At 64.9% G+C, this 20753-nt stretch carries 17 protein-coding genes and 1 pseudogene; 7 read left to right on the top strand and 11 right to left on the bottom strand.

The features are described 5' to 3' along the window. Nucleotides 1-197: pseudogene (locus AC1DGD_RS21800) on the top strand (nucleoside/nucleotide kinase family protein); the annotation flags it as partial. Nucleotides 198-556: 359 nt separating this feature from the next. On the opposite strand, the gene AC1DGD_RS21795 reads toward AC1DGD_RS21800, so the two are convergent. From AC1DGD_RS21795 to AC1DGD_RS21785, 3 genes are all read right to left on the bottom strand, one after another. Beyond that, nucleotides 557-1843 carry a M20 family metallopeptidase gene (locus AC1DGD_RS21795; RefSeq protein ID WP_476858236.1) on the bottom strand — a complete coding sequence of 429 codons (1287 nt, stop codon included), beginning with the start codon at nucleotides 1841-1843 and terminating at the stop codon, nucleotides 557-559. 68 nt (nucleotides 1844-1911) lie between these two features. After that, the gene (locus tag AC1DGD_RS21790) at nucleotides 1912-2535 is read right to left on the bottom strand and encodes a trimeric intracellular cation channel family protein (protein ID WP_476858235.1); all 624 of its coding nucleotides are present in this window, start codon (nucleotides 2533-2535) and stop codon (nucleotides 1912-1914) included. Between the two features lie 1007 nt (nucleotides 2536-3542). After that, nucleotides 3543-4319 carry an SDR family NAD(P)-dependent oxidoreductase gene (locus AC1DGD_RS21785; RefSeq protein WP_476858234.1) on the bottom strand — a complete coding sequence of 259 codons (777 nt, stop codon included), beginning with the start codon at nucleotides 4317-4319 and terminating at the stop codon, nucleotides 3543-3545. A 214-nt stretch (nucleotides 4320-4533) separates the two neighbouring features. Here AC1DGD_RS21785 and AC1DGD_RS21780 point away from each other — a divergent pair, with 214 nt between their 5' ends. Continuing rightward, nucleotides 4534-6150 carry an FAD-binding oxidoreductase gene (locus AC1DGD_RS21780; RefSeq protein ID WP_476858233.1) on the top strand — a complete coding sequence of 539 codons (1617 nt, stop codon included), beginning with the start codon at nucleotides 4534-4536 and terminating at the stop codon, nucleotides 6148-6150. A 60-nt stretch (nucleotides 6151-6210) separates the two neighbouring features. Here the strand turns inward: AC1DGD_RS21780 and AC1DGD_RS21775 are convergent, their stop codons facing one another. Both AC1DGD_RS21775 and AC1DGD_RS21770 read right to left on the bottom strand, forming a co-directional pair. Continuing rightward, nucleotides 6211-7185: an AraC-like ligand-binding domain-containing protein gene (locus AC1DGD_RS21775; protein ID WP_290370297.1), complete on the bottom strand. Its 975-nt coding sequence runs from the start codon at nucleotides 7183-7185 to the stop codon at nucleotides 6211-6213. Nucleotides 7186-7332: 147 nt separating this feature from the next. Continuing rightward, a complete protein-coding gene (locus AC1DGD_RS21770; protein ID WP_476858232.1) occupies nucleotides 7333-7515 on the bottom strand; it encodes a hypothetical protein in 183 nt (60 codons plus the stop codon). A 90-nt stretch (nucleotides 7516-7605) separates the two neighbouring features. Here AC1DGD_RS21770 and AC1DGD_RS21765 point away from each other — a divergent pair, with 90 nt between their 5' ends. From AC1DGD_RS21765 to AC1DGD_RS21755, 3 genes are all read left to right on the top strand, one after another. Continuing rightward, nucleotides 7606-8184: a TetR/AcrR family transcriptional regulator gene (locus AC1DGD_RS21765; RefSeq protein ID WP_230008967.1), complete on the top strand. Its 579-nt coding sequence runs from the start codon at nucleotides 7606-7608 to the stop codon at nucleotides 8182-8184. Between the two features lie 536 nt (nucleotides 8185-8720). Next, the gene (locus AC1DGD_RS21760; RefSeq protein WP_476858231.1) at nucleotides 8721-9959 is read left to right on the top strand and encodes an acetyl-CoA C-acyltransferase; all 1239 of its coding nucleotides are present in this window, start codon (nucleotides 8721-8723) and stop codon (nucleotides 9957-9959) included. Next, on the top strand, nucleotides 9956-10369 hold the full coding sequence (locus tag AC1DGD_RS21755; RefSeq protein WP_476858230.1) for a PaaI family thioesterase: 414 nt from the start codon (nucleotides 9956-9958) through the stop codon (nucleotides 10367-10369). Before AC1DGD_RS21760 ends, AC1DGD_RS21755 begins: the two co-directional genes overlap by 4 nt. 141 nt (nucleotides 10370-10510) lie before the next feature. Here AC1DGD_RS21755 and AC1DGD_RS21750 read toward each other — a convergent pair whose 3' ends face one another. From AC1DGD_RS21750 to AC1DGD_RS21735, 4 genes are all read right to left on the bottom strand, one after another. Next, the gene (locus AC1DGD_RS21750) at nucleotides 10511-11830 is read right to left on the bottom strand and encodes an NADH:flavin oxidoreductase (protein WP_476858229.1); all 1320 of its coding nucleotides are present in this window, start codon (nucleotides 11828-11830) and stop codon (nucleotides 10511-10513) included. A gap of 131 nt (nucleotides 11831-11961) precedes the next feature. After that, nucleotides 11962-12990 carry an ABC transporter permease gene (locus AC1DGD_RS21745; RefSeq protein WP_476858228.1) on the bottom strand — a complete coding sequence of 343 codons (1029 nt, stop codon included), beginning with the start codon at nucleotides 12988-12990 and terminating at the stop codon, nucleotides 11962-11964. Continuing rightward, nucleotides 12987-13946, bottom strand: a complete 960-nt coding sequence (locus AC1DGD_RS21740) for an ABC transporter permease (RefSeq protein ID WP_476858227.1) — start codon at nucleotides 13944-13946, stop codon at nucleotides 12987-12989. The genes AC1DGD_RS21745 and AC1DGD_RS21740 overlap by 4 nt, the downstream gene beginning before the upstream one ends. Continuing rightward, on the bottom strand, nucleotides 13943-15451 hold the full coding sequence (locus AC1DGD_RS21735) for a sugar ABC transporter ATP-binding protein (protein WP_476858226.1): 1509 nt from the start codon (nucleotides 15449-15451) through the stop codon (nucleotides 13943-13945). The genes AC1DGD_RS21740 and AC1DGD_RS21735 overlap by 4 nt, the downstream gene beginning before the upstream one ends. Before the next feature lie 126 nt (nucleotides 15452-15577). Here AC1DGD_RS21735 and AC1DGD_RS21730 point away from each other — a divergent pair, with 126 nt between their 5' ends. After that, the gene (locus AC1DGD_RS21730) at nucleotides 15578-16837 is read left to right on the top strand and encodes a substrate-binding domain-containing protein (protein WP_476858225.1); all 1260 of its coding nucleotides are present in this window, start codon (nucleotides 15578-15580) and stop codon (nucleotides 16835-16837) included. Between the two features lie 294 nt (nucleotides 16838-17131). Here AC1DGD_RS21730 and AC1DGD_RS21725 read toward each other — a convergent pair whose 3' ends face one another. Further along, complete coding sequence (locus tag AC1DGD_RS21725; RefSeq protein ID WP_459384515.1) at nucleotides 17132-18151, bottom strand: dihydrodipicolinate synthase family protein; 1020 nt, start codon at nucleotides 18149-18151, stop codon at nucleotides 17132-17134. A gap of 27 nt (nucleotides 18152-18178) precedes the next feature. Beyond that, complete coding sequence (locus AC1DGD_RS21720) at nucleotides 18179-19192, bottom strand: ornithine cyclodeaminase family protein (protein ID WP_476858224.1); 1014 nt, start codon at nucleotides 19190-19192, stop codon at nucleotides 18179-18181. A gap of 144 nt (nucleotides 19193-19336) precedes the next feature. Here AC1DGD_RS21720 and AC1DGD_RS21715 point away from each other — a divergent pair, with 144 nt between their 5' ends. Further along, nucleotides 19337-20713, top strand: coding sequence for an aldehyde dehydrogenase family protein (locus tag AC1DGD_RS21715; protein ID WP_476858223.1), 1377 nt, complete (start codon nucleotides 19337-19339; stop codon nucleotides 20711-20713). The last annotated feature ends 40 nt before the right edge of the window (nucleotides 20714-20753 follow it).

Here is a 20753-nt window from a genome sequence, read left to right as displayed (position 1 = left end):
TCGAACTCGAACAGGGCGAACGCCTGCGCCGGCTCACCGCCCGGCACCTGAGGTTCGACAAGGACCCCGCCATCGCCGAATGGCGTGCAACCGGCAATGACGAACGCAATGCCCGCCTGGTAGCAGCAGGAAGCCAGCGGAGCACACTCTTCATCGAGCACACACCCGCGACCGTCCCGGCGCCCGGCCACGAATAAGCGGCCAGAAACCGAGCCGCCGGCTTCACGGCGCCCCGGCATTATTCCCTGCCTGGGACACAAGTGCCCGACGAGGCTCATCGTTGCTCACCTGACGTGCCTTCGTAGCCCCTTCTTAGCATCAGCTCGCCATAATCGCTGCTATCTGCGGCGTAGGCAGACTCACGGACTGCGGCAGTGACAGACTTCCGGTGTTGGGAACACATTCCTCCCGTCTTGCGAAATGCCGGCAAGCCTCAGTTCTGGGCACGGGGTTGGTGCTGGTGTTTTGGGTCTTGCTGTCAAAACCGACGGGGGATGGGACGGCTAACTGCACACGCAACATCTGCCTCGGACCCGGCCGTCCCGTCCTCTCTTGCTTAGGAGGCCGCCGCGTTGGCCGGTGGCAAATTATCCAGGCCGAGCCAGGCCAGGGCTGCGGTGACGAGGGCTTCGGTTCCGGTCTGCAGGGTCGGCTGGAGGACGGGCAGGAACATCGGCGAGTGGTTGGCCGGAACGTCCTCCAGCACCCGGCCGTCCCGTACGGCAGCCCTGTAGGTCTGCGGGTCCGTTCCGCCGATGCCCCAGTAGGTGTAGGGGATGTTGCCGGTCCGGGGAATATCGCTGAAGTCCTCGCTGGCGGTCTGGAGCTCGAGGCTGCCGGCCCGGTCGCCGAAGTAGGTGCTGAAGGCCCCGGCCACGCGTGCGGTTGTTGCCTCGTCGTTGACCGTGAGCGGAAAACTGTCGAAGGTTTCGAAGTCCGGTTCTTTGGGGGAGCCGCTCGCGGCGCACTCGGCTTGGACGGCACGTCGGACAGAGTCGAGAATCCGCTGCCGGGTGGCGTCGGTGTAGGTGCGCAGGTTCAGTTCCATGACCGCCTGGTCGGGGATGATGTTGCTCTTGGTTCCGGCGTGAAGGCTCCCGACGGTGAGGACGGCAGGTTCGGTGGGCGGGGTTTCGCGGGAAATGATTGCCTGCAGGCGAAGGACGATCATGGCGGCTAGCACGACAGGATCAATAGTGTTCTGCGGCATTGAGCCGTGGCCGCCGCGGCCGTGGACTGTGATGCGGATGCTGTCGGCGCTGGATAAGACCGGGCCGGACCGGGTGGCGACGTGGCCCGAGACTCCGGGCAGCACGTGCTGGGCGAGTGCGACGTCGGGCGGGGGGATGCGATCAAGGAGAGCGTCGTCGAGCATGCCGCGGGCTCCGTCGCCGGTTTCCTCGGCGGGCTGGAACAGGGCCACGAGTGTGCCTCGCCACTGGTCCTGGTGCTCGGCGAGCAGTCTGGAGGCGCCCAGCAGGCATGCGACGTGGATGTCGTGTCCGCAGGCGTGCATGACGGGCACACGGTCCCCGCCCTGGTCTTGGGCTGTGATCGTGCTTGCGTAGTCCGCGCCGGTCCGTTCCTGCAGGGGCAGCGCGTCCATGTCGGCCCGGAGTAAAACCGTTGGCCCGTTGCCGTTTTGCAGCACCGCAGTGACACCTGTTCCCCCGATCCCGGTCTCCGTTTGGAAGCCGTAGGAACTCATGCTGCGCGCCACATTGGCGGCGGTGCGGTGTTCCTGGTGTGAGAGCTCAGGGTTTTGGTGGAGGTCCTTGTAGAAGTCCTCCTGTTCCGGGCGGATTGACTCGTAGTGTTGCAATATCTGTTCGGTCGCGGCCACGAGGTCTCCTTTCGTCCGGCTCGAGCGTCCTGCCCTGCCCCCAACCTACGCCGGGCCGGTCCGACCTGCTAGGTCTTGCCCGGTCGCGCGTCGTGCCGGGACCGGGCAGCGTGTGGAACCCGCCACCGGAAGTGCAGGGAGAGCACCCGCAGGGTGAAGACCGCGGCCGCGACGCAGAGTTCCGTCACGGCGTTGAACAGGCTCAGCTGCCACAGGGCTGTGATCAGGGCCGCTCCCAGTAGGGCCGGGACGGCGTAGATGTCCCGGGGGTTGAAGAGCTGCGGGTCCCGGTTGGCGACGACGTCACGCAGCAACCCCCCGCCGACCCCTGTGGTGACGCCAAGCAGGGCGGCGGAAACGGGGTTCATGCCCGCGTCCAGGGCCGAGACTGCTCCGGTAGTACAGAACAGTGCCAGGCCGCCGGCGTCAAAGACCAGCAGTGTCCGCGGGAACCGCTGGACACGGCGTGCGAAAAAGTAGACCAGAAGTGCAGCGGCCACCGGCGGGACCAGATACACCGGCTGGGTGAAAGGCGTCGGGGTAACGCCGATGATCAGGTCCCGCACCACGCCGCCCCCGAGCCCGGTCAGCGACCCCAGCAAAAGCGAGCCCACTATGTCAAAGGCCCGCCGCGCGGCGAGCAGGCAGCCCGACACGGCGAAGAAGAACGTTCCTAAAAGATCTAAAACCAACGACCAGGTCACATCCGCCGCCTCTCGTGTGCCCGCAGCCACCGGCGCTTTCTTAGGGGGCGCTTTCCTCGGCGCTCTGAGCGACGGCTGCGTCTTTGGCCATCAGTCTCCTCGCTCCCGAAGCTGACCTAAAGCCGTTGGATTTCGCATGCCCGAGGACAGACCAAATTGGCGCCAACTTTACATAAAATCCGCTCTCAGCGGGCTCTTCCTGCGATCGAAGGAGCTCGGGTGCGGCTTCGTCGTGATCCGTGGAACTGGCCAATTGGGGTGTGAACAAAGTACACACTTGGGGCTTCGGACCCGGTCGTACTGGTGCCGGATCGGGCCGGACTCCGCACGTTTCCGGGAGTTCCCAGTGTTTGCAAGGGTAGGAATGCGGTTCGAGTCCCACCTCGGGCACAGCATTCCCCTTCGTCAGAGGGGTTTTTGCTTTAACGTGTGTAGATTAACCCTGCTCGGGCCCCTCTGACGCTGTTCCGTGACTGGTGCCTGGCCGCCGCGGTGGCCTACTCGGTTGAGGGGGTGGCGGGGTCAGGGCCCTGGCCGGTGGGCCCTCCGCCTGCTGGGATGTGGGGTCATCCGGGTCTCCTTTCTGGGTTGGTCTGGTGGCCGTGGTTGGCCTTGTACCTATTCATGCCGCGGGGTTCTGTTGATTACATGACCTGAAGGAAGTTTTCTTGGAGATTCTTCGACCCCCTTTGGTCCGTCGTGTCGATCTGGGAGGTGGTTGGGAGTTCGTGGCCGACCAAATCGGGTGCACTATCCACCCATGTACGCGAGTGTGCCGTGGCTCATCGGTGACTCGCTCCTTGCCGCTTTCTACTGACACGAGTTCATGCAGCCACGAGTTCTGAGTGACCTGACTTTCGGGCTGTCTTCTTGAGTCCTGCCTTACGGTCATGCGGGCAGCCGGCCACGGACTGCGTGGATGGCGAAAGACGCGTCCACAGTACGGCTGCGGGCGGGGATCGAGGCCCTTCTTGTGCGGCCGGTCTCGCTCGGACCTACATCATCGCGCTGGCTCCGCCGTCTACGACCAGGTGGGATCCCGTGACCCATTTCGCCTCTTCGGAGGCAAGGTAGAGGCCTGCATACGCGACGGCGAGTGGGTCCCCGGGTTTGCCGTCAATCGTGCGCTCGACGATCGGGGCGACCGGTGCGTTCTCGCCAAATTCCTCGAACATCGCGAGTACTGGCGGAGTCGCCATGACACCAGGACTCACGCAATTGACGCGAACGCCGACGGCGACACCCTCTGCGGCGAGCTGCCGAGTGAGAGCGATGACGGCCCCTTTCGCGGCAGCATGGGCGGCCTGCGGCAGGGCCCGGGCACCCTGGATCCCGGCGCCCGAGCCGATGTTCACAATCGCGCCCCCGACGGCGGCCAAGTGCGGCCAGACGCTTTGGCAGGCATGCCATACCAGGTCCAGCTCGTTCTGGATGGTGAACCGGTAATCCTCGTCGCGCATCTCGGCGAACGGCGCGAATTTCGGCATGCTGGCGTTGTTGTAGAGCACGTCGATGCGGCCGTGGCGTTCGATCGTGCCGCCAACCCAGCGATTGATGTTTTCCCGGTTGCCCAGGTCCATCGGTGCGCTTGATTCGATCGCGCCTCCGTCGGCCTCCACCAGGCGGACCGTCTCTGCGGCTCCGTCGGCATGGAGGTCGCAACCGACGACCGTGGCGCCCTCGCGGGCGAATAGCCGGGCGGTAACCCGGCCCATTCCGCCCCCGATGCCTGTCAACAGGACGACTTTTCCTTCCAGACGACCACCAGCCATGGTTCCTTCTCCGTTCATCTCGTCATGTGTTAGTGGGCCCATGCAACCACGGCGAGGAGGGGGCCGGAGGCGGGCGCGGGCCCATAGTGCAGTTCGTGCACACTTCTGTGCACGAACTGCACTATGGGCCCGCGGTCTCCCCACCCCACCACCAGATGGCGCAGGATGAGCAGCACGTGTTACGCACGACACACCGCATCAAAGGAGACGATGAATGATGAGTATCACCCCCGAAACGTCGACGCGCCCGCTCCCACCCGGCGTCACCGAGTTCGACCTCGAAAAGGCACTCGCGGCGTTCGCCGCTGCGATCGGCGAAGACAAGGTCGCTAGCGATGCAGCGTCCCTCGAGGACTTTCAGGATCCCTTCCAGGTTCCCGGCTCCGCCACGAATCTCCCGTCCGCAGTCGTCAGCCCAACGAGTACTGAGGACGTCCAGGCAGTCGTTCGGATCGCCAACGAGTATCGCATCCCGTTGTGGCCCATCAGCCGCGGCAAGAACAACGGCTACGGGGGAGCTGCCCCGCAGGTGCGCGGCTCCGTCATGCTGTCCTTCCGGAACATGAATCGCGTCTTGGAGATCAACGAGGAGCTCGGGTACGCCATCGTGGAGCCCGGTGTGAGCTGGTACGACCTGCACGATGCAATCAAGGCCGGAGGCCACAACCTTGTCGCCTCCATCGTGGACATCGGCTGGGGAGGTGTCGTCTCGAACACACTCGAGCACGGGCTGACCTACATGCCGTATTCGATCGACCAGGCCTCGCACTGCGGGTTCGAGGTCGTACTCCCGAACGGCGACCTCATGCGCACCGGCTCGGGCGCGATGGACAACAACCCGACCTGGCCGCTGTACAAGCGCGGCCTCGGGCCGACGTCGACTGAGATGTTCATGCAGTCCAACTACGGCATCGTCACAAAGATGGGCTATTGGCTGATGCCCAAGCCCGAGGTGTACATGCCGCTGTGGCTGCGCGTCTGGGACGAGGCGCAGATGCCCGCCGTGGTCGATGCGCTGCGCGAGCTCATGCTGGCCGGCACTATCGACATGCGCCCGCAGCTGTCGAACACGCTATGCATGGCCTCGATGCTCACCACCCGTGCCGAGTGGTACACCGGTGAGGGCCCGATGCCCGAGGAGATCATCGACAAGATCGCCAAGGAGATGGGACTGGGCCGGTGGATGATGCGCTTTGCGCTTTATGGCGACGATGCGGTGGTCGACCACAATTTCGCCAAGCTCGAGACCCGTTTCCTTCAGATCCCAAGCGTGGATCTTATGGGCCAGAAGCACGGGGCGGACGCCTGGGAGACGCTGCCCAACCCGCACGAGCGGGTGCAGATCGGGGTGCCGAGCCAGGACCTATACAAGATGGCCGGATGGTCAGGCGGCGAGGAGGGCGGCCACGTGGACTTCTCGCCGGTCATCCCGCTCACGGCCCAGCACGCGATTGCCGCGCAGAAGCTTATGGCCGAAATGTGCGCCGAGGTGGGCCTTGATTTCTTGGGTGGCATGCTCCCGATCAACGCCAGGTCGACCACGTTCATCAACGTGATCCCCTTTGACACTAAGAACCCGGAGCAGGTCGCCAAGGCGTACGCCCTTGCCAAGCGCATGGTCGCCGAGGCGGGCAAGCGAGGCTACGGCGAATACCGGGCGCACCTGTCCTTCATGGATCTGGCGGCTGACCAATTCGGCTTCAACGACCACGCGCTGCGGCGCTTCAACGAGACGATCAAGGACACCCTTGACCCGAACGGAATTATCGCCCCGGGCAAGTCGGGGATCTGGGGCACCCGCCTGCGTGAGGCAGGCTTCCCGCAGGCGTGATGGCCTATCTTCGGGGAGCCCCCGCCCTGCCCAATGGGCAGGTGCCGGGAAGACCCCGCCCTAACAATCGGGCGGGGTCTTCCCGGCAGGCTCCGGCAGATGCCTGGCATCCCGCGGGGCACAGCCGTGGACCTCGCGGAAGGCCCTGCTGAAGCTCGCCGGATGGCGGTATCCCCACCTCGTCGCGACCATCGCGATCGTCGTTTCCGGGGACCGCCGCAACTCGCCCACGGCACCCTCGAACCGGCGTTCGCGGATCCAGGACGACACCCCGGTGCCGGAGGATGCAAAGAGCTTGTGGACGTAGCGCGTAGACACGAAGTGGGCCTGCGCGATCCGCTCGGGCCCGAGTTCCGGGTCGTGCAGGTGGTCCATCACATACCGCTGCATCTGAGCGAGCAGTGCCTCAGGGCCGGAGCGCGGACCGGAAATCTCCTGCGCGCCGTACATGCTGCGAAGCAAGGGCAGCAGCATCTGTGCAGCGCCTTCCCCGTCAGGGCTCGTGAGTCCGCCGCCGCTCGTTGTGGTTCGTGCCAGCTGCGCGAGGAACGGGGTTGCCGGCCCAGTGAGCCGTCCCTGGCCCGAATCCACCCGCGTCGCGGAACGCCGGGCGATGCCCTCGGCCTGCGCCCCTATGAACCATTTGGGAATGCTGAATACGAGCACCTCGAAACCGTCGCGGCCCTCAAAAGTGGAAGGCCGCGACGTATCGTGGCACGCAATGTCACCGGGGCGGAGAACACAGCTGCGATCGTCCTGTTCGATATAGATCGTGCCTCTGGTCATCAAATACAGCAAGATGCACTCCGGATCGGCGGCGGCGATCATCTGCTGCGTGCGGGCCACCCGGTGCGCAAGTCCTTGGATGGACTGGACCCCGACCGGCCCGACCTGGCCAATGGCCAAGCGGGCCTCGAAGGAGGGCGCCCCGACCGATTCAACGTGCATCGGGAAGAAGCGCTCGGCGATTCCTGCAGACCAGTAGTCCCGCCGCTCGGCCGGAGGAACCGACCGGGTATCCAGTACGGAAGTCATCGGTCCACCTCGGATGAAGTTCCGTGATAGATCTGCGGTGCAGGCAAGCACATGCCGAGTAGGGAAGGTCTGGCGTTGCCGTCGGAAGATGCAGTCACGGCACCTCCTTAGAAGATTCGATCCGTTTCGTACCGAGTGTAAGGCGGGTCACAATTCAAAACAAAGATGCCACGTCACCTCTTCAACGACTCGCTTCAGAATGCCCCAAGGTCCTGCGCCCGAACCGGAAACGTTGGTGATCCAACTTTTCGGTGCCCGAAGATTTTTTGCCGTGCTGCTTGGGTCGTCAAAATTTTCACGTAAACAGGCTGACGCTTCTCGCTGGGCCATCGAAGGTACCTTGCGATGCCCGCTCGTTGAAGCACCAAAGTGGGATCGTGTACGTTTCGTATTGGATGATTATGCACGTATGGTTGACCCATGGCAATCAGAAGTGAAGAAAGTCGTCGGGCCATTTTGGAAGCAACCATGAAGTTGCTCGAAGATTCGGGGCCTACGGGATTTACGGTGCAAAAGCTCTCGATCGAGCGCATTGCCCGTGAGGCTGGCGTCAGCAAGACTACTATCTACAGGTGGTGGTCGAGCAAGGTTGCCGTGGTGATCGATACATTCCTGGACAACCATGTAGCGCGTACTCCAGTGCGCCAGGATGTCCCTGCGATCGACGCGCTTCGTGAGCACATGGCCTCACTTGCGGAGGTCTACGCGGGCAATGAGGGTCGGCTCGTGGCGCAACTCATCGGTGAGTGCCAGGGCGACGAGGCAGCGATGGCTGAATTCAAGAAACATTTCTGGACCCCGCGCGCGCTGGTTGTTACGTCCCTGGTTGAGCAGGCCATAAGCGAGGGGTCGATGCGCAAGGATCTCGACGCCCCGGTCGTCACGGAACTGCTCTATGCACCCGTGTACTTCCGCCTGTTGTTCCAATCGGGCCCCCTTGACGCCAAGGCCACCGATGCCATCTTGCAGACGGCACTGGAAGGGCTTGCTGCAGGGTAGCGGTCCAAAGTATTACTTATGTTCGCTTCCGGGCCCATCACACGCAGGCCCGGAAGGGCCCTGTGGCTAAAAGGATTGACCAGGCAGCCTTTTGGGGCCGCAGGGGGCATTGGAATGAGGCTGCACCCCTGCCCGGCTTTGCTGGGAAGCAGTATTCCAGCCTTGGCCGGGGCGCAACTCCGGCCCCAGTTTGGGTGACACGCACCCCTATTGGGACGCAAGAGGCCTTCGGCGGCTGAGCCGGTGAACGGCCACGCCTCCAGCGGTGGCCCGCCCCTGTCCGCGTCCATTACCTTCGCGACGCGTCTGGCGCACTGCGCCTCCCGCAATCCTCTTTAATTCCGCGACTCCAGCGATGTCGGCATAATCTCGAAAAATCCCAGAGCCTTGTGCAATACGATACGGTTCGTATATATTCGGAAAAGTATCGGATGCAAGAACTTGGGCCCGTGCCCGTTGTGCACGCGGACAATGCGTCCCGGTCCAAATCGTCTTTCCGGGCCCTTGAGGCCGGCCGGTCGTTCTGGCGGGCCACAATGAAAGGAAACATCATCGTGAACACCGCCATCGCGCCGAATGACGCGGTCGTCGTCGCCTACCGCAGGACACCGATCGGCCGGGCCCGCAAGGGATCGCTGGCCGGTGAGCGACCCGAAGACTTTGCACTGGCAGCCATCCGGGGAGCGCTCTCGGCGGTTCCGCAGCTGGACTCCGCCGAGTTCGCGGACGCCTACGTGGGTTGTGCGGTACCGCAGGGCGCGCAGGGCGACAACATTGGACGCCGTATCATGGTGCTCGCAGGATTGGACAGCGTCCCGGCGGTCACCGTGAACCGCTTCTGCGCCTCCTCGTTGCAGGCCACCGCGATGGCGGCCCAGGCCGTGCGGGCGGGCGACGGGGACGCGTTCCTGGTGGCGGGCGTCGAATCGACCACCTCGACACCGCCCGTGGTTGAATCACCCCACCCCGCCTTCGCGGACGCGGCGCGGCGTGCCGATGGCATCTTCGAATCCGGCCAGCCGTGGGTCGACCCCCGGGCTCGCGGGCAGCTGCCCGATGTGTATCTCTCCATGGGCAAGACCGCCGAGTTCGTGGCCCGCCAAACCGGCACCACTCGCTCCGACCAGGACGAATGGGCTCTGGAGTCCCAGCGCCGGGCGCAACGGGCGATCGAGTCCGGGTACTTCGCGCGCGAGATCGCGCCGGTGACCACGGCAGCCGGCACGGTGGTGCGCGCCGATGACGGCCCGCGCCCGGGCACCACCCTGGAGGCCCTTTCCGGCCTCAAACCGGTGTTCCACGAATCCGGAACCGTCACCGCGGGCAACGCCAGCCCGCTCAACGACGGCGCGTCGGCGATGGTGGTGATGAGCGCCCGGCGCGCGGGTGAACTCGGCCTGAAGCCGCTGGCCCGCATCCTGGGCAGTGCCGCAAGCGGCCTCTCGCCCGAAATCATGGGACTGGGTCCGGTGGTCGCATCCCGCCGCCTGCTGGATCGTTTGGGCCTGTCGATCGGTGACATCGACATCGTCGAGCTGAACGAGGCCTTCGCCGCCCAAGTGGTTCCCGTTGTGCGGCAGTTGGGCGCCGACCCTGAGCGGGTCAACCCGTTTGGCGGGGCGATCGCCCTTGGCCACCCCTTCGGTGCGACCGGCGCCCGGCTGGTCGGAACGCTCATCAACGGACTGCAAACCAAGGATGGATCGCTCGGCCTGGTCACGCTCTGCGTGGGCGGCGGCCAAGGCATGGCGATGGTAGTGGAAAGGCTGTCGTGAACCAGCCACGTCTCATTGCCGACCCGGCTCGCTCGATGCTGGCCGCCGACCGGAGCCTGGAAGGGCTCGGCATCCAGGTGCTGCGCGCCAGCGAGGGCCGTGCCACGGCTGTCCTCCGGGTCACGCCCGAGATGGCCAACGGGCACGGGATTGCCCACGGTGGATTAGTCTTCGCGCTGGCGGACACCGCGTTCGCCATGGCCGCCAACACGTTCGGCGCCGGAATCGCGACCGCCGAGGCTTCCATCTCCTACATTTCCCCGGCCCGCATCGCCGACGAGCTGGTCGCCTCCGGTCAAGTGACGTTTCACGAGGGCCGCCGGATGATTGTGGATGTCGTGGTGCGGGCGGGGGAGCGGACAGTGGCCATCTACCGCGGAACGGGACGCGCCCTGCGCCCGTCGGACTGAGCTTTCTGAAAAAGCTGCCGTTACATAGGTCAACATGCGTGTGCGCCCGGACTCCAAGGTGGAGTCCGGGCGCACACGCATTTATGCCAAGATTGCCGCGCCGGACCCCCGTCATGGATGGAAGTCCGGCGCCGCCATGGGTCAGTTCTTCGAGCCCTTCGAGCCGGCGGTCGCCAGTTTGTCGGCGATGCCCATGAGGACCGGTGACCCGGTCGCGGCAATCAGCAGGCCCTGGATCGGACGCTGAAGCTTTACCCAGACGGGTTCCGTGGCCCCCGCGAGGACCGCTTCGCGTCCCATGGCCGGGTTCTTGTGGCACCGGACCGGCACGTTGAAGATCAGGCGGCGCAGGCATGAGTTGTCGTGGTCGCACCACACAATCTCATCCTGTCGTCCTTGGAGAACCTTGTTGGGGAATTCCGGATCGGCCAGCATCTGCCGGGCCAGCATGATTCCGTCCGCGAACCCGGCGGTGATGGCGTCTGCGCACTGTTGCGGGTCGTAGGTGCTGCTGAGGAGCAACGGGACCTCGGGCATGGCGGCGCGGAATGCCTGCGGCTCTCCGTGCTGCAGGATTGCGCCCGAAAAGGAGGTGACGTTATTGTCCATCGACTCGTAGTTCGCATCGCTCAGGGCGATATAGCCAACCCCTTCCTTCTCAATGATCGCTGCGACTTCCGCGAACCCTTCGGGCCCCTGACCATCGGGAAGGTGGTCGTTGGTGCTCATTCTGAGGCCCACGGGATAGTCGGGGCCGACTTCAGCCCGGATCGCCCGAACTGTGTCAGCCAGGATGCGGGCGCGGTTTTCGGCACTGCCTCCGTATTCGTCAGTTCTCCAGTTGGTGCGCGGTGAGAGGAAGGAGGAATAGAGGTAGCGCATGTGCGCACCCAGTTCGATGCCGTCGAAGCCGGCCGCTTTGGCGCGCCGCACCGCGGCGACGGCCTGTTCCTGGACCTCGTGGATTTCTTCCGTGGTGATCTCCTGGGGCGTCGGGTTCGTCCGGCCTCCGGGAATGTAGAAGCCGTGCGGCAGACGGGGTGCGGCCATGCGGACGGGCTTCGGGCTCGCGGCCCGCGTGGGCCGGCCCTCGCCCGGCACGCCCATGGCGCCGAAACTGGGGAAGATCTGGGCGAAGATGGGTACATCGTGCTCGTGCACGGCATCGACCATGCGCCGCAGGCCCGGAATGAATTCGTCGCGGTCGAAGCGCATCAGGGGCTGGAACGGTGCCTCCTGGCTCCCGCGCTCGGTGGCTACGCCGCCACCGATGATCAGCAGCCCTGCGCCACCGCGTGCCCGCGTGGTGAGGAACGCGATTGTCTGATCGCTGGGATGGCCGTCCCTCGTAGGCTGGAGGACGGCCATGGGGCTAAGCACATAGCGGTTCTTGATTGTCAGGCCGTCGATTTTCCAGGGGCTGGAAAGCACTTTGGCGACGGTTGCTGTCTCGGTGGACATTTATTCTCCTTGGTTTTCAGTTGGACCAGGATGAAATGCTTCATCCAAAATAGGTAGTCGATTCGGCTCGTTTTATGTCTTGACCGCGCGTCGCAATGGAACGCCGAAAGTAGCGGAAACCGGACCCGGCCTCAGAACCTGTCGCGGACGTGGCGTCCACGACCGTAGAGCGAGACCACGGCAAGGATGATCACGCCGAAGACGATGCGGCTCTGGGCTTCGGTCAGGCCATTGCTCACGATGATTGTGGACAAAAGGGAGAGAATGAGTGCACCCAGCAGCGTCCGGGTGTAGCTGCCGCGAATCGAGCCGAAGATCGAGCCGCCGACGAGGACCGCGGCCAGGCCAGAGAACAGATAGGGTTCCCCGATGGTTTGCGACCAGCCCGAGCCGAAGGATGCAATGAAAATGCCGGCAACCCCGGCCAGGGCACCGGAGGCTGCGAAGACCATGGTCCACACAGCAGCTGTCCGGATCCTTGCCAATCGCGCGGCCCGAAAATTGATTCCTGTCGCGTAGAAGCGACGCCCCGTTGCGGTGCGATTGAGGAAAAGCCACATTCCCGCCCCGCAGAGAAGCACGATCAGGATGATCGGGGGGAACGGCAGGCCAAGGGTGGTCCCCCTTAGGCTGGCCAAGGAACGGAACGCATTCGGCGGCGCGGAGGAATAGTCGCCGTCGGCGAGGAACAGCGTCGCGCCCGTGATGGCCGCGCCAGTGCCCAGCGTGACGACCAGTGGCTGGACCGCGAAGCGGTGACAGATACAGCCGATCAGGCCACCGATGCCGCCGCAGACCACGACTGTGACCAGCAGGGCTACGACCGCAGGGACCCCGAGCTTGCCCGCGACGTTCGCCGCCATGAAGGCACCGAAAAGGATGTAACCCGGCGCCGCCAGGTCAAGCCCGCCCAGGATCACCACAAGCGTCTGGCCCATGCTTGCCAGGGCCAGCAGGGACGTGATGACCAGCACTGAGGTGATGGACCTGGGGTTTGCAATGGCCGGTATGGTGATCACGAGCCAAGCCGCCAGGGCCAGCACGACAAGGACCTGCAGGGCCGGTACTTCGAAGACCCAGGCCCTGAACCTGGTCCAGGCTTTGGCCTGGGCCGTTGGCGCGTGGGGTGTTTCTGCGGGGGACAGGATGTCACGAGTCATGATGCGTTCCTCTTCAAACGGGGGGCCAGCAGCGTCGCGCCCAGCACGACGCCAACGACGAGGACGGCGCCGTAGGCAAATTGGATGAGGCTGGGTGCCACGCCCGAGGCCGTGAGCAACTGCTGCAGCAGATAAATGGAGACCGCCCCGAAGAGGGCACCCAACAGCCCGCCGCGGCCGCCGGCCAGGCTCGTCCCGCCCAGCACGGCTGCGGCGAGCCCCAGCAGGGCATAGGTGGAGGCGAGCGACGACTGCGATGACTGCACGATTGCCGTCAGAGCGATTCCCGCTATTCCGGCGAACAGGCCGCCGAGGGTGTAGGCCAGGATCCGGATTGCCTTGATGTTCACGCCGGAACCGTAGGCTGAAACATCACTCTCGCCGGTCGCGAGGAGATTGCTGACGAAGGCCGTGCGGCGCAGGGCGAACCAGATCAGCCCGGCGACGCCGATGGTCAGGAGAGCGCCCGGGACGATGCCGATGCCCCTGGCGAAGACCTCCGTCCAATTATTCGGGGCGGCCACCGGATTCTGGGCGATGGTCAGCGACAGGCCAACGAGCAGGAACAGCATCCCGGTGGTTGCGACCACCGGATGCAGGCGCACGACGGCGACCAGGATTCCGTTCAGGGCTCCGATTCCGGCGGCCACCGCCAGGATGATGGGTGCCGCGAGATGCCAGTTGCCCAGCCCCGCGGGAATGAGGATGGCGACGAACAGGCAGTTGATGAAGGTGGCCAGGGGACCGACCGAAATGTCAATGCCACCGGCGAGGATCGAGGGCGTGGAGGCGAATCCCACCAGCACGAACGGCGCCAGCGTGGCTAGGGTGCCGGGCAGGCGCTCGAGGGTGAGGAAGGACGGTGAGACGAATAGGTTCAGCACCAGCAGCACCAGTGCGAGCAGCAAGGCAAAGGCGAAGGGCCAGCGTTGGAACAGGGTCAGGACGCGGTTCATGTGAGGACCTCTGATTTCTGGCCGAAGTATGCGGCGACGATGGATTCGGTGGACAGCTGTGTGTGGGGGATCTGGGAAAATACCGCTTGGTCGCGGAAGACCAGGACGCGGTCCGCGAGGTCCACGAGCTCGTCGACCTCGCTGGAGAGGATCACGATGCTCATGCCTTCGGCACTGAGCCGGTGCAGGATTGCGTAGATCTCCCGCTTGGTCCCGATGTCAACGCCTCGGGTGGGGTCATTGAGCAGCAGGACCTTGGGGTCGGTGGCAAGCCAGCGGGCCAGCAGCACCTTCTGCTGGTTGCCGCCGGACAGGGTGGAGATGGCATCGTGGGCGGCACCGAAGCGCAGGGACAGTAAGTCGGCAAAGGCCTCGAACCGGCGGGCAGTGCTGCGTGTGTCCAGCAAGCCGCCGCGCCGGTCCTTGGCCAGGGTCGGGAGCGCGAAGTTTTCGCGGATCGACATGGACCCGAACAGCGACTCTCCGCGACGTTCGCGCGGTAGGTAGGCCACCCCCAGGACATCCCCGTTGCGCTCGGTAAGCTCTGCGGCGCCCCCGGGGAGGAGGCGCACGACGCTGCCGGGGCCGCCCGCCACACCGGCCAGGCGCTTGATGAACTGGTCCTGGCCGTGGCCCTCGAGCCCCGCGAGGCCCACGATCTCGCCAGCGCGCAGCTCGAAGTCGATGGGTGCCGAGGTCGGTGCCAGGCGGACGGCCGTTCCTTGAAGGACGGTGTCCCCGGGAACATGCGGTTGCCGCCGGGTGTCGTCATGGCCGGAGCTTCCGGTCATGTCCGTGATCAAGCGGTTGATGGATAGATCCGATCTCTCAACGGTGGAGACGCTGCGCCCGGACCGCAGGACGGTGACCCGGTCCGAGATCTCCGCGACCTCGTCCATGCGGTGCGAGATGAACAGGATGGCAGTGCCCTCGGCCGCGAGCCGGCGCATCTCGACGAAGAGCCGGTCGCGGGAGCTGACGTCCAGGGAGGCCGTCGACTCGTCGAGGATGAGCACCTTGGGGTTGCGCACGAGTGCGCGGGCAATGCAGAGGGACTGCCGCTCGGAGAGCGAGAGCTTGCCCGCGGGAAGATCCAGCGGAATCTCGCCTGCGATGCGTTTCAGGACGTCTTGGGCTATTGCTCGCTGCTCGGCGAGGCCCAGCCGGCGACGAAACACTCCGTGGGACCCGAGCCAGACGTTCTCGAGGACCGATTGGCTCCCCGCGGTGAGGACTTCCTGGAATACCGTCGCAATCCCCAGGTCCATGGCAGCTCGGGGCGATCGGCTGGTTACGGGGACGCCGTTCAATGTGACGGTGCCGGAATCGGGGCGGTGGACGCCTCCCATGATCTTGACGAGAGTGCTCTTCCCGGAGCCGTTTTCGCCCAGGAGCGTGTGGATTTCGCCCGGTCGGAGGTGGAGGTCGCCGTCGATGAGGGCGCGGGTGGCACCGAAGCGTTTGCTCACCCCGGCGAGCACCAGGCCGGATGGTTGGTTGTTCACGGCGAATCCCCTTTGAGTGGCCGATAAATGTGTCACAGGTCATATTCGAAACTAGACGAATCGTACCGCATCTGCCTACTCTGATGCCATACGATACGAATCGTTTTATACGGCAGGAGATAAACCATGAAGAAGACAACCTTTTTCCCCCGCTTCTCGACGGTCGGCGCCGCGATCCTGGGGGCCGGCGCCCTCGTTCTGACGGGCTGTTCGGCATCGGCGCCAGCGGCCCCGGGCTCCTCCGGAGGGAACACGCCCGGGCCGGCCGAGTCGGCGGCCGCCGGGACCTGCGGGTCGCTGCCGACGGATACGGTGAACGATCCGAACGGCCTGCTGGCCGGTTTCCCCAAGGAGATCGCCGCGGGCTACAACCTCTACCCCTACGAGATCCGCAAATCGGCATGGGCCGGCTACCAGCCGAAGAAGACTGACGGTTTCACGGCCGCGATCGTGGGCATGCCACCGGCCAGCCCCTTCATTGCCTCCATGTCGGCGGCGATCCGCACGAGCCTGAAGGCAAGTGGCGTCAAGATCGTAGGCGAATTCGCCCCGGATGACCCGTCGAATGTGCCCCTGCAGCTCCAGCAGTTCAATGAGGCGCTCTCGCTCAAGCCGGACGTGATCATCTACACGCCCATCGCACCGGAGCCCTCCGTTGGCCTGGCCAAGGCCGCATATGACGCCGGCATCCCGCTAGTTGCCGCTCAGGTGCCGATCGATTCCGAGTACGCCGTCAGCGTGACGAGGAACACCCCGCTCGCGATCGCCCAGGTTACCGCCGGCACGCTGAGGTCAATCGGGGGCAAGGGCAACGTCCTGCGCGTCGATGGCATCCCGGGTATCCCTGTCTCGACCTTCGCGAACCTGGGCATCGATGCCGTCCTGAAAAACTGCCCGGAGATCAAGGTAGCCGGGTCGGTCACCGGCTTCTTCCAGCCGGCAACGGCCCAGGCGGAGGTCCAGAAGTTCCTTGCGACCAACCCTGCAGGGGTTGACGCAGTTCTCCAGGCCGGAACGATGGGCGTAGGCATCCGCAACGCCTTTGAGGAATCGGGCATGGACGTGCCGCCGATCGCGGACGACGGATCGAGCCGCGGGTTCTCCTCCTGGGCGCTGGCAAAGCAGGACTACCCGTTTTTCGGCACCACGACCCCGTCTGTGCGCACCGGTGAGGCAGTGGCGGACGTGGCGCTGCGCATCCTGAAGGGCGACGGGCCGAAGATCAACCAGATCGTTGAACCCTCGGTGATCGTCTCCCGAGACAACCTCGCCAAGCTCGCGGATCCCTCGTGGGACCACAATGACCTAACCGATCTTGCCGGCGCCCCGGAGGACTACCTGCCCACCGATCGCCTCAATAAGTTCTTCGCAAACCCCAGCGCCTAACTCCTATCGGGGGCCACTCCCACACCCCCGGCCTTGACTCGGGATTGAGGGCCTCTTCCACGGGTTGGATGTCGAATCGACACTCAACCCTGGAAGGGGCCCTTGCGTGTCCCAAACATGCGATTGCGTAGCCACTTCGGCGCGTCGCTGTCGTGGCACCAACCTCGTTTCGGGTGCTGCATCTTCTGCGGCACCGTCTGCCACACGCAAAGAAGCCCCGTGGACCACTGAACCAGCCAGCCGGTTCAGTGGTCCAAGGGGCTTTCCAATGCCGGCACTCCGCCGGACGGCCGCTTAGGGGCTGACGCGTCCGCGCAAGAATTCCGAGTCCGGGGAATCGGTGACGGGCAGTCCCGAGGCTTCCAGGCTTGCGCGCAGCTGCTTCATGAAGCGGTCGGGAAGTCTGACTGCCGGCGGGCGCAGGGCGCCGCCGTTGAAGCCGGAGAGCCACTCCTGGTACTTCCACTGGGTGCGGTTGATGGAGCTGGTGCCCGGGGTGGAAGTGGACGATACAGCCATATTGGCGGCCCGGGCCGGCTGGACCTCCCAGTAGCGCTTCATAGCTTCTTCCCATTTGCCGGTGCGCGCCAGTTCGAAGGCCTTGGGGTAGTAGTCTCCCATCCAGTTCGTGTTCGCGGTGCCGGAGAACTGGACGTCCAAGACCGACATGAGGGGGATTATTTCGGCCTCGATGGGGCAGGAGATCACTACTTCATCGCGGAAGTGGTGGTACATCTCCATGACTCCGGGGATGCCCGGGTAGCCCTGTTCGGCCTTGATGGCGACGATGCTCGGCATCGCGTCGAGGACGCGGCGCACGAAGTCCACGCTCATGCCTGCGGGGTGGATGCGCTCGAAGCCCCAGGCGGGGAGCGGGAACAGCATGGTGGCCAGATCGGTTTCGTCGGTGAAACGCTTGGTGTAGTCGAACACCTCGTCGTACGAGGTCGGCCAGAACGATGAAGGGTAGGCCAGCAGCGCGCGGTCGGCGCCGGCCTTGGTAGCCAGGTTTGCTGCATGGATGTTTTCTTCCAGGGTGCCGAAGATTGCGTGGAAGAAGAGGGCGAAGTCCGGGCCGGCTGCTTCGCGGGCGATGGCTGTGATTCGGGCGTTCTCCTCCGGGGTGATATTCGCTTCGGCGATCAGCAGGGAACCCTTGTAGCCACGTTCCTTGAGCAGGAGGATGTCGTGGCGGATCGCGTTTTCGTTGATGGCAGAGAAGTCCGGGGTGAAGGACGGGTGCGTCACCGCGACGGTGCCGACGAAGTTCTCCCGGGCCCAGGAGCGGGCTTCGGATTTGGTGTATTCCACCATGTTGTTCTCCTTTATTGTCAGTGGGGTCTATTTGCGGCTGGTGACGATGCCGATGGGCAGGACGGTGCCGATGCCCTCGGCGCGGGCGCGGTTAACGAGCATCTCGGCAACAACGATGTCCTGCAGGCCGGAACCGGTCGACTTGTAGATACGGATCCCGTGCTCCGCGTCGATGGCGGTTTCGCCGGTCAGGACGGCATTGAGTGTGACAATGAGCGAATCGACATCGACGCCGTGTGCCCGGGCCGCGATCATGTCCCCGCTGCCGTGCACGACCTCGTCACGGGTGTCCACCACGACGACCGCGGCGCGGGCGATCAGCTCCGCGGGCAGCTCGCGTTGTGCGGGAGTCGTGGAACCGATCGAGACCACCGCGCCGTTCGGGCCGACCCATTCGGCCAGCAGCGTAGGGGACTCGTCGCGGGAGCGTGCCGCGCACAGGATGAGATCCGCGCCTTCCGCGGCCTCGCGGGCCGAGCCGACAGCTCGTGCGGGTGCGCCGAACGTGCCGTCGAACTCGCGTGCAAAGGCCTCGCGGTTGGCAGGGGTCGGACTGAACACACGGATGTCGGCGAACTCAAGCAGGTGGGAAAAGGCTGTCAGGTGGGAACGCGCCTCAAAGCCGGAGCCGATCACACCGACGATCAGCGGCCGCTGCGGCACGATCGTGGAGGTGCCCACGGCAGTGGTCGCTGCGGTGCGCAGGCCGGTGACGCGATTTCCGTCCACGAGAGCCACCAGATCCGCGGTGTCCTTGTCGAAGAGTGAAATCAGATAGCTGACGCGCAGGCCGTCCGCGAAGGACCCGGCGATTGACTTTGCGCCGAACAGTTGGCCGTTGGGCGGCACCGAGGGCATGATCCGCAACCATTCGCGAGGTGTCTGGGCGAAGATCCTTCCCGGTGTGCCGCCCTCGTCGTCGGGGGCCTTGTAGGCGGTGCGGATGGCTTCGATCGCCCCGGCCCAGTCCGAAAGGCTGGCGACGTCGGCGTCGGTGAGAAAGAGCGGAAGATTGTTCGGTAACTCGCCATTGGTGCTCACGGGGGCACTCCTTGGATGTCGGGCAGCCGGTCCACGGGCTGCGGGCGTGGGTGGATTTACTGAGTAGACCCAAATAGTATCCGATACGAATCGTATCCTATATAGTCGTGACAGAGAACACGTCTCCAGGAAAGGATCCCAACCATGGCAATCGCAACCGTCAACCCGACCACCGGTTCGACCGAAATGATCATTGAGCCGCACTCGGCCGAGGAAGTTCAGGATCGCATCGCGGAAGCCGCCGAAGCGGCGCGGCTCCTGCGCGGCAGCACGTTCGCCCAGCGTGGGCAGTGGATGCTCGCCGCGGCGGACATCTTGGAGGGTCAGGCGGAGGGCCTGGGCGAATTGATCACCGTCGAGATGGGCAAGCCGATTGCGCAATCGATTGCCGAGGTGCACAAGTGCGTCAAGGCCATGCGTTTCTACGCCGAGCATGCCGGGGAATTCCTGGCCGATGCCCCGCTGGCGGACCCGTCAACTGTCGGCGCAACCCGCGCGTGGACTCGCTACGAACCGCTGGGCACCGTCCTGGCGGTCATGCCCTGGAACTACCCCCTCTGGCAGGTCATCCGGTTTGCGGCCCCGGCGCTTATGGCGGGCAACTCCGGCCTGCTCAAGCATGCCTCGAACGTGCCCCAGGCGGCGCTCTTCCTTGACACGCTCTTTGAGCGGGCAGGGTTCCCGCGCGGCTCCTTCCGCACTCTGCTGATCGGCGGCTCCGAGGTGGCCGGCGTCCTGGCCGATGCGAGGGTCAAGGCGGTCACCTTGACGGGTTCCGAGCCGGCGGGGCGCTCCGTTGCCTCCATTGCCGGGGACCATGTGAAGAAGGCCGTGCTGGAGCTCGGTGGGTCGGACCCTTTCATTGTCATGCCCTCGGCGGACGTCTCGGCCGCGGCGGCGACCGCCGTGCGTGCGCGGATCAGCAACAACGGCCAGTCCTGTATTGCCGGCAAGCGCTTCATCGTGCACACCGAGGTCTATGACGCGTTCGCCGCCGAATTCGTGAAGCTGATGTCGGAGCTTGTCGTCGGGGACCCGCTGGATCCCGCGACCCAGGTAGGGCCCTTGGCCACCCTGTCAGGGCGCGATGAGCTGGCCGGGCTCGTTGAGGACGCCCGCGCCCTGGGTGCCCAGGTGCTGACCGGCGGGGTGACTCCCGGGGGCCCCGGCTTCTTTTACGCCCCCACGGTGCTCGCCGGGCTCAGCGACGGGATGCGGATCATCCAGGAGGAGACCTTTGGGCCCGTCGCCTCGCTCTATCGTGCGGCGGACCGCGAGGACGCCCTGCGGATCGCCAATCAGACCACCTTCGGGCTTTCCAGCGCGGTCTGGACCAGCGACGCCCAGGAAGAGGAATGGTTCACGGCCAATCTTGACGCCGGCGCGGTGTTCGTCAACGGCATGACCGTCTCGCACCAGGAGCTTCCGTTCGGCGGGATCAAGCGCTCCGGGTTCGGGCGTGAGCTCGCCGCGGACGGCATCCGGGAGTTCTGCAACCTCAAGACCGTCTGGAAGGCCTGAGTCGCAAGGCTAGACGCGCATTCAAGCCCACCCGTGCCCT

The organism is Arthrobacter sp. 05T45, from assembly GCF_056395875.1.
This window is presented reverse-complemented; position numbering and strand designations above follow the sequence as displayed.